Origin of the sequence: Streptomyces sp. NPDC017520, assembly GCF_044329855.1 — a bacterium.
GTDB lineage: Bacteria > Actinomycetota > Actinomycetes > Streptomycetales > Streptomycetaceae > Streptomyces.
The window spans coordinates 131,532-143,798 of the sequence record NZ_JBIRKB010000012.1 but is presented as its reverse complement, the minus strand read 5'-3'; the positions used below and the strand labels follow the sequence as shown (position 1 = coordinate 143,798).

Annotated in this window: 11 protein-coding genes; 1 reads left to right on the top strand and 10 read right to left on the bottom strand. The window is 72.9% G+C overall.

The genetic code is table 11. The features are described from left to right. Positions 1-14: 14 nt before the first annotated feature. The 5 genes from ACH4KB_RS26915 to ACH4KB_RS26895 all read right to left on the bottom strand — a co-directional run bounded on the left by ACH4KB_RS26915 (position 15) and on the right by ACH4KB_RS26895 (position 4,394). Complete coding sequence (locus ACH4KB_RS26915) at positions 15-1,169, bottom strand: hypothetical protein (RefSeq protein WP_398068466.1); 1,155 nt, start codon at positions 1,167-1,169, stop codon at positions 15-17. After that, on the bottom strand, positions 1,166-2,215 hold the full coding sequence (locus tag ACH4KB_RS26910; RefSeq protein WP_398068465.1) for a hypothetical protein: 1,050 nt from the start codon (positions 2,213-2,215) through the stop codon (positions 1,166-1,168). The genes ACH4KB_RS26915 and ACH4KB_RS26910 overlap by 4 nt, the downstream gene beginning before the upstream one ends. A 52-nt stretch (positions 2,216-2,267) precedes the next feature. Next, a complete protein-coding gene (locus tag ACH4KB_RS26905; RefSeq protein WP_398068464.1) occupies positions 2,268-3,026 on the bottom strand; it encodes a peptidase in 759 nt (252 codons plus the stop codon). A 305-nt stretch (positions 3,027-3,331) separates the two neighbouring features. Continuing rightward, positions 3,332-3,823 carry an ATP-binding protein gene (locus ACH4KB_RS26900; protein ID WP_398068463.1) on the bottom strand — a complete coding sequence of 164 codons (492 nt, stop codon included), beginning with the start codon at positions 3,821-3,823 and terminating at the stop codon, positions 3,332-3,334. A gap of 202 nt (positions 3,824-4,025) precedes the next feature. Continuing rightward, on the bottom strand, positions 4,026-4,394 hold the full coding sequence (locus ACH4KB_RS26895) for an STAS domain-containing protein (RefSeq protein WP_030589247.1): 369 nt from the start codon (positions 4,392-4,394) through the stop codon (positions 4,026-4,028). Positions 4,395-4,679: 285 nt separating this feature from the next. Between ACH4KB_RS26895 and ACH4KB_RS26890 the strand changes: the two genes are divergently transcribed. Then, positions 4,680-5,705, top strand: coding sequence for an RNA polymerase sigma factor SigF (locus ACH4KB_RS26890; protein WP_398068462.1), 1,026 nt, complete (start codon positions 4,680-4,682; stop codon positions 5,703-5,705). 216 nt (positions 5,706-5,921) lie between these two features. Here ACH4KB_RS26890 and ACH4KB_RS26885 read toward each other — a convergent pair whose 3' ends face one another. From ACH4KB_RS26885 to hutU, 5 genes are all read right to left on the bottom strand, one after another. Next, positions 5,922-6,332 (bottom strand): DUF6086 family protein, encoded by a 411-nt coding sequence (locus ACH4KB_RS26885; protein ID WP_398068461.1) that lies wholly within the window; start codon positions 6,330-6,332, stop codon positions 5,922-5,924. Between the two features lie 131 nt (positions 6,333-6,463). Next, positions 6,464-7,636: an imidazolonepropionase gene (hutI, locus tag ACH4KB_RS26880; RefSeq protein ID WP_398068460.1), complete on the bottom strand. Its 1,173-nt coding sequence runs from the start codon at positions 7,634-7,636 to the stop codon at positions 6,464-6,466. Between the two features lie 266 nt (positions 7,637-7,902). Further along, on the bottom strand, positions 7,903-9,273 hold the full coding sequence (locus tag ACH4KB_RS26875; RefSeq protein ID WP_398068459.1) for a formimidoylglutamate deiminase: 1,371 nt from the start codon (positions 9,271-9,273) through the stop codon (positions 7,903-7,905). Beyond that, positions 9,264-10,598 carry an allantoate amidohydrolase gene (locus ACH4KB_RS26870; protein WP_398068458.1) on the bottom strand — a complete coding sequence of 445 codons (1,335 nt, stop codon included), beginning with the start codon at positions 10,596-10,598 and terminating at the stop codon, positions 9,264-9,266. Before ACH4KB_RS26870 ends, ACH4KB_RS26875 begins: the two co-directional genes overlap by 10 nt. Beyond that, positions 10,598-12,256, bottom strand: coding sequence for a urocanate hydratase (gene hutU, locus ACH4KB_RS26865; protein WP_398068457.1), 1,659 nt, complete (start codon positions 12,254-12,256; stop codon positions 10,598-10,600). Before hutU ends, ACH4KB_RS26870 begins: the two co-directional genes overlap by 1 nt. Positions 12,257-12,267 lie beyond the last annotated feature (11 nt).

The following is a 12,267-nucleotide window of genomic DNA, read 5'->3' as shown; positions in this document are numbered from 1 at the left end:
CCTCCGTTGCGTGCTCACGCTTGTCCCTTCGTCGTGGGTCGGGGTCGGTTTTTCGACGGTGCGGAATCCGGGGTGAACCACGGCAGCACGGCCGTGGTCGCTTCTGTGGTCGTGGCGGCGTTCGCGGTCGCTTCAGTGGTCGCGCCCGGGGCCGTGGCCGTGTCCTGGCCGGTGCGCGCGCCGGTGCGCCCGCGCCGCTTCGGCCTCCGTCGGGTGGCCGGCGTACGCGTACGGTGCGAACCGGCGGAACGCGGCCGGACCTTGTCGACGACCGCCATGCCGATCCGGAAGACGGCCGCCGGGACGACCAGGCAGAGCAGAACCCAGAAGAGCGTGACGCCCCAGGGGCGGCCGACCCCCCACGGCTGCTCGGCCAGCACCTTCTGCCCGTACCGCAGGGACACCTGGTAGTCGCCGTGCGCGCCCGCCGACAGTTCGACCGGCAGCTTGATCTGCGCCTTGGCTCCCGGGGCGACCGTGCCGCGCCACTGGCGCTCCTCCCACTGCGGCGCGTAGACGCCGTGCGCGGTGCCGATCTCGAAGACGGGGTCCTTGACGGGCGCGGAGCCGAGATTGCCCACCGTGAAGACGAGCCGCCGGGCCGGCGGGGCCCCGAACCAGGTGAGCAGGGAGCTGTCACCCTCCAGGCGGGTGGTGGCCAGCACCGCGAGCTTTCCGCCGCCGGTCTGCTCCGGCAGCTCTGCGGTGGGGTGGCCCGCCACCGTGAACACCGCGTCGGCCAGCGCCTGTTCACCGGTCACCGTGGCGACGTGCACCACGCAGGGACACGGTTTCGGCGGTTCCGTGACCGGCAGCTTCTTGGTGAAGGCGCCCTTCTCGTCGGTCGTGACGGCGCGGCCGTCGGCGTTGGCACAGGCGTTGGTGCCGCCGATCACGCCCCGCTCCGGCGTGGACTGTCCGCAGATCAGCAGCATCAGCAGCGCCTCGGCGCGCCAGCCGCCGCCGCTGACGGTGATCTCTCCGCCCTTGCCCGCCTCCTTCTTGGACAGGCTGACGGTGGGATCGCCGTCGGCCGCCCGCGCGCCCGGCGCCGCCAGGACGGACAGGACGGACAGGGCGGGCAGGAGGGCCAGGAGGGCGGCCACCAGGAGCAGGAGGACGGGTGACGCGGGGCGCCGGGAGGCTCGGGGGCCGGGCTGCCGCCTCACGATTCCGCTCCCGTCCACACTGGGGGTCCCGCCGTCACCGAGGGCCTCGTCTCTGTGGTCGATCGCCTGTCGTCGGCCGGTTCCGCGGCCGCCGGTCCGGGGCCGCCCCGCCGGGTGCGTCGCCGCCGGTACGCGGCGGAGCCGAGCAGGACCGGGCCGCCGAGGAGCAGCAGCCCGGCGCCGACGGCCGGGGCCACCGGGACGTACGTCGCCGAGGCCTCGGCCTCGTCCCGGGCGCCCCCCGGGGCGGTGACCCGCAGCCGTACGGTGACCGCGTCCAGGGCCGGGGCCTCGGGCCAGGGTTCGGCCCGCTCCACCCTCCGGCCGGGGGCCAGTTCCAGCGGCAGGGGCCGCTCCGGGCGGTCCAGCAACGTGCCGAGCATCCCGTCGGCGCGTACCGCGAGCCGGGGCTCCAGCACTGCGTTACCCCGGTTGACCAGGGCGTACCGGATGGTCCCGCCGGATATCTCGACGTCCTCGACAGTGAGCGCCGCCAGCGTCGGACCGCCGATCCGGACCCGGACCGGTACGCGGATCTCCTCGTCCCCGTCGTCGGCCACGACCTCCCCGGAAGCGTCGCCGGGCACCGCGTCGGGCGGCACCGTGAGAGCAAGCGGCACCTCGGCGCGGGTCCGGGCCGGGACGGTGACGGTGGCCGCGGCGAACCCGATCCAGGCCCCGGCCCGGCCGTCGCCCCGTAGCCGTACGGTCAGTGGGGCGCGGCCCGAGTTGGTCACCGCGAGACGGTCCTGGAGGGCCGTGCCGGGGGTGCCCTCCAGATAGACGTACGGCCTGGCGTCCTGGCCGGCGCCTCCGCCGGCGGGCCGGGCCGACCAGCCCGCCGGGGTGGCCGGGGCTGGGTCGGCCGGGGCAGCGGGGGTGGCCGGAGCGGCGGGGGCGGCCGGAGCGGCGGGGGCGGCCAGAGCTGCGGTCTTCGCCGGGCCGTCCGCGGCGGCCGGGAGCGGGGCGAGCGCGCACAGCTGCGCGGTGAGCGCCGCCGTGAGGACGAGCAGCGCCCGGCGGAGGTGCGGGGTGGGTGGCGACATGGGGCGGCTCCTCTGCTTTCCGGCGGTGATGCCGCGCTGGACCGTGCCGGCCTCAGCCCGCGGAGCGCTGTCCTCGCCGGGTCAGCCAGAGCACTCCGGCCGCCCCGCTCAGCAGCACGGTGCCGCCGAGCGTGCCCAGCGCCGCCGCCGAGTCCAGCGGGCCGGTGCGGGGAAGCTCACCGCCACCCGAAGCGCCGCCGGTCGAACCACCAGTGGAACCGCCGGTCGAACCACCGGTGGAACCGCCGGTGGACGCGCCGCTCGTCGAACCGCCGTCGGTGGAGCCGCCGTCCGTTGAACCGCCCGCCCCCTGGACGTCGAGTTCGAGGGAGGGGCCGGGGCTGTTCTTCGGCGTACAGGTGGTGGTCGTACCGAGGGCCTTGATGGTGAGGACCCCGGCCGTGAAGGTGACCTTGCCGCTCTTCTTCGGGGTGTACGTCCCCGACAGGTCGCTGATCTTGATCGGGGCGTTGGCCGGAATCGCCTCACTGTTCGCCGGACCTGTGACCTGGACCTTCCCCTGCTCCGCACCGCCGAGTTCGATCTCGGCGCTCGGGTTCATGGCCCCTTTGCCCAGCTCGACCGGGCTGGAGGAGACGCCCTTCTGGAAGGACATGGTGAGCTTGTAGCCGTCGCCGCTCTTCACGCCCTTGATATCGATGGGCGAGACCGCCCCTTTGGGCCCGATGGGCGTCACGCACTGGTAGTTGACGTCCACGACCTCGGCGTGCGCGGCGGGCGCGCCCGCGACCACGATCGAGCCTGCCAGCGCAGCCGCCAGCGCGAGAGTGGTCCGCTTCTGGTTCGACACCTCGTGTTCCCCTCATGCCGGGACGCCGCCGCGCGCCACGACCCGTACGGGCGCACATTACTGACGGCACATCAGATTGGGCGCTCAAGGTACGCCCGGGGCCTGATGGAGGGAAGACAAAGAGCGCGCCGATCCGGCGCGCTCTTGTCGGTGCGGGTGAGAGGTACGCCCGAGGCGTACCGGTGGGGTGTACGGGTGAGGAGCGCGGGTGGGGGCGCGGCCAGGGCGTGTCCGGCGGATCAGGGCCGGGACAGGGCCGGGACACGCCCTGAGCCCTGTCCCGGCCCTGATCCGCCGGACGCTCGCTAGGCGGGGGCGGCGAGCTCCGCCCAGACGGTCTTGCCGGGTGCGTCCGGAGTGCGCAGGACACCCCAGTCGAGGCAGAGGCGCTGCACGATGAACATGCCGTGCCCGCCGGGCCGGCCGGCGCGGTGCGGCGTACGGGGGGCGGGCTGACCGGCTCCCCGGTCGACGACCTCCACCCGCAGCACCTTGGGCGTGTGGCCGATCCGGAGCTCCTCGGGGCCCTCCGCGTGCAGACAGGCGTTCGTCACCAGCTCGGAGACGACCAGCAGGACATCCTCGGCGGCGGCCCTGCGGTCCGCGGACGACGCCGGGAGCCAGCCCCAGTCGTGCAGCGCCTGCCGGGCGAAGTCACGGGCCGTCGGAACAATGCCGCTGGCCTGCCCGAGCGAGAGCGTGCGCCACTGCCGCTCGGCCGGGACGGTCGAGGCTGCGCCCGCTCCGTCCGGCTCGCGACCGAGGTCGCCCGGCGGATGCTGCCGGGTGGTGCTCATCAGCGCTTCACCTCACCGATTCGCCATGTCGCCATGTCGCCGTTCAACAGATAATGGTCAGTTACCGAGTGTGCCGGAACCCTTGCGGGGCACCGCCGGGGTGTCTCCTGCCCTGCCATGTCGCAACAACACCCACTTGAGGCACACGATCGCGTGACACAGCCGACATCGAGGACGTCCGCGGTCGCACGCTCATGCCGGGTCAGGTGGCCAGGGCCTCTTCGAGCGTGGCGTGGACGGTGAAGACCGCCTCCGCGCCGGTGATCTCGAACACCCTCGCCACGACGGGCAGCATCCCGGCCAGATGAACCCCTCCGCCGGCCGCCTCCGCCTTGAGGCGGGCGCCGAGCAGGACGTTCAGCCCGGTGGAATCACAGAAATCCAGCCGAGAGCAGTCGACCACCAGGCGTGACCGCCCCTGCTCGACCGCACTCTCCAGGGGCTCGCGCAGCAGATCGGCGGTGTGGTGGTCCAGCTCACCCACCGGCGTCACGACCTCGCTGCGCCCCTCGGTCCGGGCCTCGACCTGAAGTCGACCCCGGTTAGCACTGCCGACCGTCCCGCGGTCCATGCCTGACCCTCTTCGCCGTTCGTCACTTTGCGCGTCACCGCCTGTGCGGCTGCATGCACAGCTGCCGCCGACGTGCCTAAAACAGTACGCGTTCCGTTGCCCACGCGGTAGTCGGAGACCTCAACAAACCGGACATATAGCGGTAATTGGAGCTTGTCACTGCTGGCCAGGACCGGGTATGGGTAGAGGGACACCAGAAACACAACCGGCTTTGGAGGCGCCGCTTCACCGCAGGAACACGTATGGGCATCGGCAGCCATATGCCGAGAACGATGGAGGAGACCCATGTCACCCCGGCTCGACGAAGCGCGTACCCACAATGCGCCGTCGGCATGTCCTCAGGGACCGACCAATTCCGACTCCCCCGCCGCGAGCGCCGTTCCCGGCCCGCGCACCAGCAGCACCAGCAGCACCAGCAGCACCTATACCACTGGCACCATCAGCACCACCGGCACCACCGGCACCACCGGCACCACCTCAGACTTCTCCGGCGTGGTCGGCGAGGGACTCGAAGGGCTTCCCGAGATCCCGCCCTACGCCGAAGTGGGCGCTCTGGACGCCAGGGCCCTGTCGAAGACGCTCTTCGAGCGGCTGGAGTCCCTCGAAGAGGGCACCCACGAGTACAGCTACGTCCGCAACACCCTCGTCGAGCTCAACCTCGCGCTCGTCAAGTTCGCCGCCTCCCGGTTCCGCTCCCGCAGCGAGCCGATGGAGGACATCGTCCAGGTCGGCACCATCGGCCTGATCAAGGCGATCGACCGGTTCGAGCTGAGCCGCGGCGTGGAGTTCCCCACGTTCGCGATGCCGACGATCGTCGGCGAGATCAAGCGCTTCTTCCGTGACACCAGCTGGTCCGTACGCGTACCGCGCCGGCTCCAGGAGCTGCGGCTCGACCTGGCGAAGGCCGGCGACGAGCTCTCCCAGCGGCTGGACCGCGCGCCCACCGTGGCGGAGCTGTCCGAGCTCCTCGGCATCAGCCCGGAGGAGGTCGTCGAGGGCATGTCCGCGAGCAACGCGTACACCGCGAGCTCGCTGGACGCCAAGCCCGAGGAGGACGACCACGAGGGCGCTCTCGCGGACCGCATCGGCTATGAGGACCACGGTCTCGAAGGCATCGAGTACGTCGAGTCGCTGAAGCCGCTGATCGCCGCGCTGCCCTCCAGGGACCGGATGATCCTCTCGCTCCGCTTCGTCAGCAACATGACGCAGTCGGAGATCGGCGAGGAGCTCAACATCTCGCAGATGCACGTGTCCCGGCTGCTCTCCAGGACGCTGGCCAAGCTCCGCAAGGGACTGACCCTGGAGGAGTGACCCCGCCGCCCCCGACGCGGCCCGCCGCCCCGCCCATGGGGCTCCACGGCCGTTCGGGCAGCACCGCGGAAGGACCCGCCCCGGATGCCGGGAGCGGGTCCTTCCGCGTGCGGGGGCGCGGTGCCGGTTGCGATCCCGCGCCGGGTGCCGCCCTGCCCCGGGTGCCGCCCTGCCCCGGGTGTCGGCCTGCCCCGGGTGCGGTTGACGAGCCGATCCTCAGGTCGCCAGGCTCCGGGTGAGTTCGCGCACCCGCTGGCGCAGCGCGGCCGTCCACTCCTTCGCATGGGGTCCCGAGATCTTGAGGTAATCGTTCTCGGCACTCTCGGCGGCCCGCCAGTCCACCTCGATGTTCGCCTTCTCGGCCAAGGCCAGCACCATGGCGACGAACCCTGCGGACAGGGTGGCCATGACGGCGTGCCTCGTTTCGGCGTGCCAGGCGAGCAGGGCGTTGGCGAACGCCGCGAATACGGCGGGGTCGATCTGGCACTCGTCGGCCTCCATGGGGCCGATGCCGGACGCCAGACTCAATTCGGCTTCGTAAAGGGCTACCTGACGTGCGAACAGCCGAGACGCGCCGTTCGACGGATTCCACAGGGTTCGGTCACCCATTTTGTAGTACTGACTCACGTCACCCTCTCCCTGTTGGCCACGGGGGCCGACCTTACGGCGCGTCAGACCCCCACGGAAGGCGAGCCGGGGCCCGTTCCCGTGAAGCGTTCGATCATGAACGCGCCCCGGCCTCGGCCCCCGGGGCGCCGTCACACCACCCGCTGTCCGCTCCGCCAGACCGCGCTGACCAGCGGGACGCCCGGGCGGTAGGCGAGGTGCACGTGGCTCGGGGCGTCGAGGAGGACCAGGTCGGCGCGGGCGCCGGGGGTGATCCGGCCGATGTCCGGGCGCCGCAGAGCCGCCGCCCCTCCCGCGGTGGCCGACCAGATCGCCTCGTCCGGGGTCATCCCCATGTCGCGCACGGCCAGCGCGACGCAGAACGGCATGGACGAGGTGAACGACGAGCCGGGGTTGCAGTCCGTGGAGAGCGCGACGGTGGCTCCCGCGTCGAGGAGCCGGCGGGCGTCGGGCCAGGTGGCGCGGGTGGAGAACTCCGCGCCCGGGAGCAGCGTGGCCACCGTGTCGCCCTGGCCGAGCGCGTCGACGTCCGCGTCGGTGAGGTGGGTGCAGTGGTCGGCCGACGCCGCGTCGAGCTCGACGGCGAGCTGGACGCCGGGGCCGTACGTCAGCTGGTTGGCGTGGATCCGGGGGTGCAGCCCCTTGGCGCGGCCCGCCGTGAGGATGGCGCGGGCCTGGTCGCCGTCGAAGGCGCCCTGCTCGCAGAACACGTCGATCCAGCGGGCGTGCGGGGCGCAGGCCTCCAGCATCGGGCCGGTCACCAGGTCGACGTAGCCGGCGGGGTCGTCGGCGTAGTCGGGCGAGACGATGTGGGCGCCGAGGTAGGTGACCTCGTCGGTGTGGCGGGCCGCGATCCGCAGGGCGCGGGCCTCGTCCTCGATGGTGAGGCCGTAGCCGGACTTGGTCTCGAAGGTGGTGGTGCCCTGGCGCAGGGCCTCGGCGAGGTAGCGGGCGACGTTGGCGGAGAGCTCCTCGTCGGAGGCGGCCCGGGTGGCGGCGACGGTGGTACGGATGCCGCCGGCGCGGTAGGGCTGCCCGGACATGCGGGCGTTGAACTCCTGGGTGCGGTCGCCCGCGAAGACCAGGTGGGAGTGGGAGTCGACGAAGCCCGGGATCACCGCGCGGCCGGCCGCGTCGAGGACGTTGTCAGTGGCGGGTGTTTTGCTTGATTCACCGGTCCAGACGATGCGGTCGCCGTCGATGACGACGGCCGCGTCCTGGATCAGGCCCAGGGGGGTCCCGTTGCCGAGGGAGGGGTCATTGGTGACCAGGCTGGCGATGTGGGTGACGGCGGTGGTCGTCATCTGGAGAGTGTTCTCCTTGCGTTCCGGGGGGTCCGGTTCCGGTTCCGCGGGCGGTGTCCGGGCCGAGGGCTCGGGCGGGTCCGGTTCGGCGGGCGGGGTCAGGCCCGGGGGCTCGGGCGGGTTCGGTTCCGGTCCCGCCGGTGGTGCCCGGTCGGAGGGCTCGGGCGGGTCCGGTTCGGCGGGCGGGGTCAGGTCCGGGGGCTCTGGCGGGTTCCGTTCCGGTCCCGCCGGTGGTCCCCGGGCCGGGGGCTCGGGCGGGTCCGGGGTCAGTGGTGGTGCAGGGCTGCCACGGCCTCGGCGAGCGCCCGGGGCACGTCCTCGATCCGGGTGTGACGGCCGTCCCGGACGATGTGCCGGCCCGCCACGACCGTGTGCCGCACATCAGCGGCGGAGGCGGCGAATACGGCGGTCTCCGCTGCCAGTCGGGGCACCGCCCCGGCCGTCCTGACGGAGTCCAGGGCGATGGTGGTCAGATCGGCCGGGGCGCCCGGCTCCAGCACGCCCGCGTCGGGGCGGCCGAGTGCGGCGTGCCCGTCGGCGGAGGCGGCCCGGAGCAGGGCGGCGGCCGTCCAGTGGCCCCGGATGTGCGTGCGCAGCCGCTCGTTGAGCTCCATCGCGCGTGCCTCTTCGAAGAGGTCGATCACGGCGTGGCTGTCGCTGCCCAGCGAGAGCGGCGAGCCCGCCTTCTGGAGGGCGGCGGCGGGGCCGATGCCGTCGGCCAGGTCGCGTTCGGTGGTGGGGCACATGCAGGTGCCGGTGGCCGAGGAACCGAGCAGCTCGATGTCCGCCTCGGTCAGGTGCGTGTTGTGGATGCCGGTGGTGCGCGGCCCGAGGACCCCGTGGTCGGCCAGCAGCCGGGTGGGGGTGCGCCCGTGGGCGGCCCGGCAGGCGTCGTTCTCCGCCGTCTGCTCGGAGAGGTGGACGTGGAGCGGGGCGTTCCGCTCCTCGGCCCACCGCGCGACGGTGGCCAGCTGTCCGGCCGGGACCGCCCGGACGGAGTGGACGGCCGCACCGATGAGGGTGTGGTCGTCGCCCTTGAGGAGGGAGGCGCGCTCCGCCCAGGCCTCGGCGGTGGTGTCGGAGAAGCGCAGCTGGTGCCGGTTGGGCTTCTCGCCGAATCCGGCGGCGAGATAGGCGGTGTCCAGCAGGGTGATGCGGATCCCGGCCTCTGCGGCGGCCGCGATCAGCGCTTCGCCCATGGCGTTCGGGTTGGCGTAGGGGGTGCCGCCGGGGGCGTGGTGCAGATAGTGGAATTCGCCGACGGCCGTGATCCCGGCCAGGGCCATTTCGGCGTACGTGGCGCGGGCCAGGTCGAAGTAGGTGTCCGGGGTGAGCCGGGAGGCCGTCCGGTACATCAGCTCGCGCCACGTCCAGAAGGTGCCCGAGCCGACCTGGACGGTGGCGCGCAGGGCCCGGTGGAAGGCGTGGGAGTGGGTGTTGGCGAGACCGGGGAGGGTCAGGCCGCGCAGGACGGTCGCGCCGGGCGGCGGGGTCTCGACCCCGGTCCTGATCCCGGCGATGCGGCCGTCCGCGACGTCCAGGGTGACGCCCGGCTCGACGTGGGTGCCGAGCCAGGCGTGGTCCATCCAGTACGTCGCGGTGACGGGTGCGCCCGTCGTCCGGTGTGTCAGCTGCACGCGAGACCTTCCAGTACGTCGGCGAGTGCCCCGACCCCGGCCATGCAGTCGTCCTCGGTGGCGTGCTCGGCGGGTGAGTGCGAGATGCCGGTGGGGTTGCGTACGAAGAGCATGGCGGTGGGCGCCGAGGCGGACAAAATACCCGCATCGTGGCCCGCGCCGGTGCCGAGGACAGGCAGGGGGCGCCCCGTGTCGCCGCTCGCCTCCAGGATCTTGCCGAGCTCGTCGCGCAGGGCGTGCTCGAACGCGACGACGGGCGTGAACGACTCGCGGACGACGTCGAGGTCGATCCCGGCCCGCTCGGCGTACTCCCGGGCGGCCCGCTCGATTCCGGTGACGACGGTGTCGAGGGTGGCCTGGTCGGCGGCGCGGGAGTCGAGCCAGCCGCGTACGAGGGAGGGGATGGCGTTGACGCCGTTGGGCTCGACCGCGATCTTGCCGAAGGTGGCGAGAGCGCCGGTCAGTTCGGCTTCGCGGCGGGCGGCGAGCACGGTCTCGGCGTACGTGAGCATCGGGTCGCGGCGGTCGGCGAGCCGGGTGGTGCCCGCGTGGTTGGCCTCGCCCCGGAAGTCGAACCGCCAGCGGCCGTGCGGCCAGATGGCGGAGGCGATGCCGACGGGGTCGCCGGTCAGGTCGAGGGCGCGGCCCTGCTCGACGTGGAGTTCGACGAACGCGCCGATCCGGGCGAGCCGTTCCGGGTCGGGGCCGATGGTCCCGGGGTCGTATCCGGCGGCTTCCATGGCGGCGGGCAGGGTGGTCCCATCCGCGTCGCGCAGCCGGTGGGCGTCGGCGACGGCGAGCTGTCCGGCGGCCAGCCGGGACCCGACGCAGGCCAGGCCGAAGCGGGCGCCCTCCTCGTCACCGAAGTTGGCGATCGCCAGCGGCCGGGTGAACTCCACTCCCCTGCGGTGGAGTTCGTCGAGCGCGGCAAAGGAGGACACCACGCCGAGCGGGCCGTCGAAGGCGCCGCCGTCCGGGACGGAGTCCAGGTGGGACCCGGTGACGACGGCGTCCCCGCCCAGGGGGTCGCCGAGCCAGGCCCACTGGTTGCCGTTGCGGTCGGTCTCGTACGCGAGACCGCGCGCCTCGGCCTGCGCGCGGAACCAGGCCCGGCAGTCGAGGTCCGCCGGTGACCAGGCGTAGCGCCGGTAGCCGCCGCTGTCGGAGTGGCGCCCGATGGGGGCCAGCTCCCGCCACATCGAGAGGAAGGAGTCGCCCGCGCGCCACCACTGCCGGGTGCCGGGAGAGGTGGCGGGCTCACCCCCGGGCGTGCCTGGGGTGTTCCCGGGCGTGCCGGGGGTGTCCCCGGGCGTGCCGGACGGCATCAGTTGCCCTCCGTCATGGGGACGCGTACGCCCTGGTCGGCGGCGACGTTCTCGGCGATGTCGTACCCGGCGTCCACGTGGCGGATGACACCCATGCCCGGGTCGTTCGTCAGGACGCGGCGGATCTTCTCGCCCGCGAGCTTCGTGCCGTCCGCGACGGAGACCTGGCCCGCGTGGATGGAGCGGCCCATGCCGACGCCGCCGCCGTGGTGGAGGGAGACCCAGGAGGCGCCGGAGGCGACGTTGACCATGGCGTTGAGCAGCGGCCAGTCGGCGATGGCGTCGGAGCCGTCGAGCATGGCCTCGGTCTCGCGGTACGGGGAGGCGACCGAGCCGCAGTCCAGGTGGTCACGGCCGATGGCCAGCGGGGCGGCCAGCTCACCGCTCGCGACCATGTCGTTGAAGCGCTCGCCGGCCTTGTCGCGCTCGCCGTAGCCGAGCCAGCAGATGCGGGCGGGCAGGCCCTGGAAGTGGACGCGCTCGCCTGCCATCTTGATCCAGCGGTGCAGCGACTCGTTCTCCGGGAACAGCTCCAGCATCGCCTGGTCGGTCTTGTGGATGTCGGAGGCCTCGCCGGAGAGCGCGGCCCAGCGGAAGGGGCCCTTGCCCTCGCAGAAGAGGGGGCGGATGTAGGCGGGGACGAAGCCGGGGAAGTCGAAGGCGCGGTCGTAACCGGCGAGCTGGGCCTCGCCCCGGATGGAGTTGCCGTAGTCGAAGACCTCGGCGCCCGCGTCCATGAAGCCGACCATGGCCTCGACGTGGCGGGCCATCGACTCGCGGGCACGCTGGGTGAAGTCGGCGGGCTTGTCGGCGGCGAGGCCGGCCATGTCGTCGAAGTCGACGCCGAGCGGCAGGTAGGCCAGCGGGTCGTGGGCGCTGGTCTGGTCGGTGACGATGTCGATGGGCGCGCTCTCGGCGAGCATCCGGGGCAGCAGTTCGGCGGCGTTGCCGAGGAGGCCGATGGAGAGGGGGCGGCGGGCGTCGCGGGCCTCGACGGCGAGCTGGAGGGCGTGCTCCAGACTGTCGGCCCTCACGTCCAGGAAGCGGTGCTCGATCCGGCGCTCGATGGCGCGCGGGTCGCAGTCGATACAGATGGCGACGCCGTCGTTCATGGTCACGGCGAGCGGCTGGGCGCCGCCCATGCCGCCGAGCCCGGCGGTCAGGGTGATCGTCCCGGCCAGCGTCCCGCCGAACTTCTTCGCGGCGACGGCGGCGAAGGTCTCGTAGGTGCCCTGGAGGATGCCCTGGGTGCCGATGTAGATCCAGGACCCGGCGGTCATCTGGCCGTACATGGTGAGTCCGAGCGCCTCCAGGCGGCGGAACTCCTCCCAGTTGGCCCAGTCGCCGACCAGGTTGGAGTTGGCGATGAGCACGCGCGGCGCCCACTCGTGGGTCTGCATGACGCCGACCGGCCGCCCGGACTGGACGAGCATCGTCTCGTCCTGCTTGAGCGTCCGAAGGGTGCGGACCATCGCGTCGAACGAGCGCCAGTCGCGGGCGGCCTTGCCGGTGCCGCCGTAGACGACGAGCTTGTCGGGGTGCTCGGCGACCTCGGGGTCGAGGTTGTTCTGGAGCATCCGCAGAGCGGCCTCCTGCTGCCATCCCAGGGCGGTCAGCGCGCTGCCGCGCGGTGCCCGTACGGGGCGGGGTCCTGACATGGCGGTGCCTC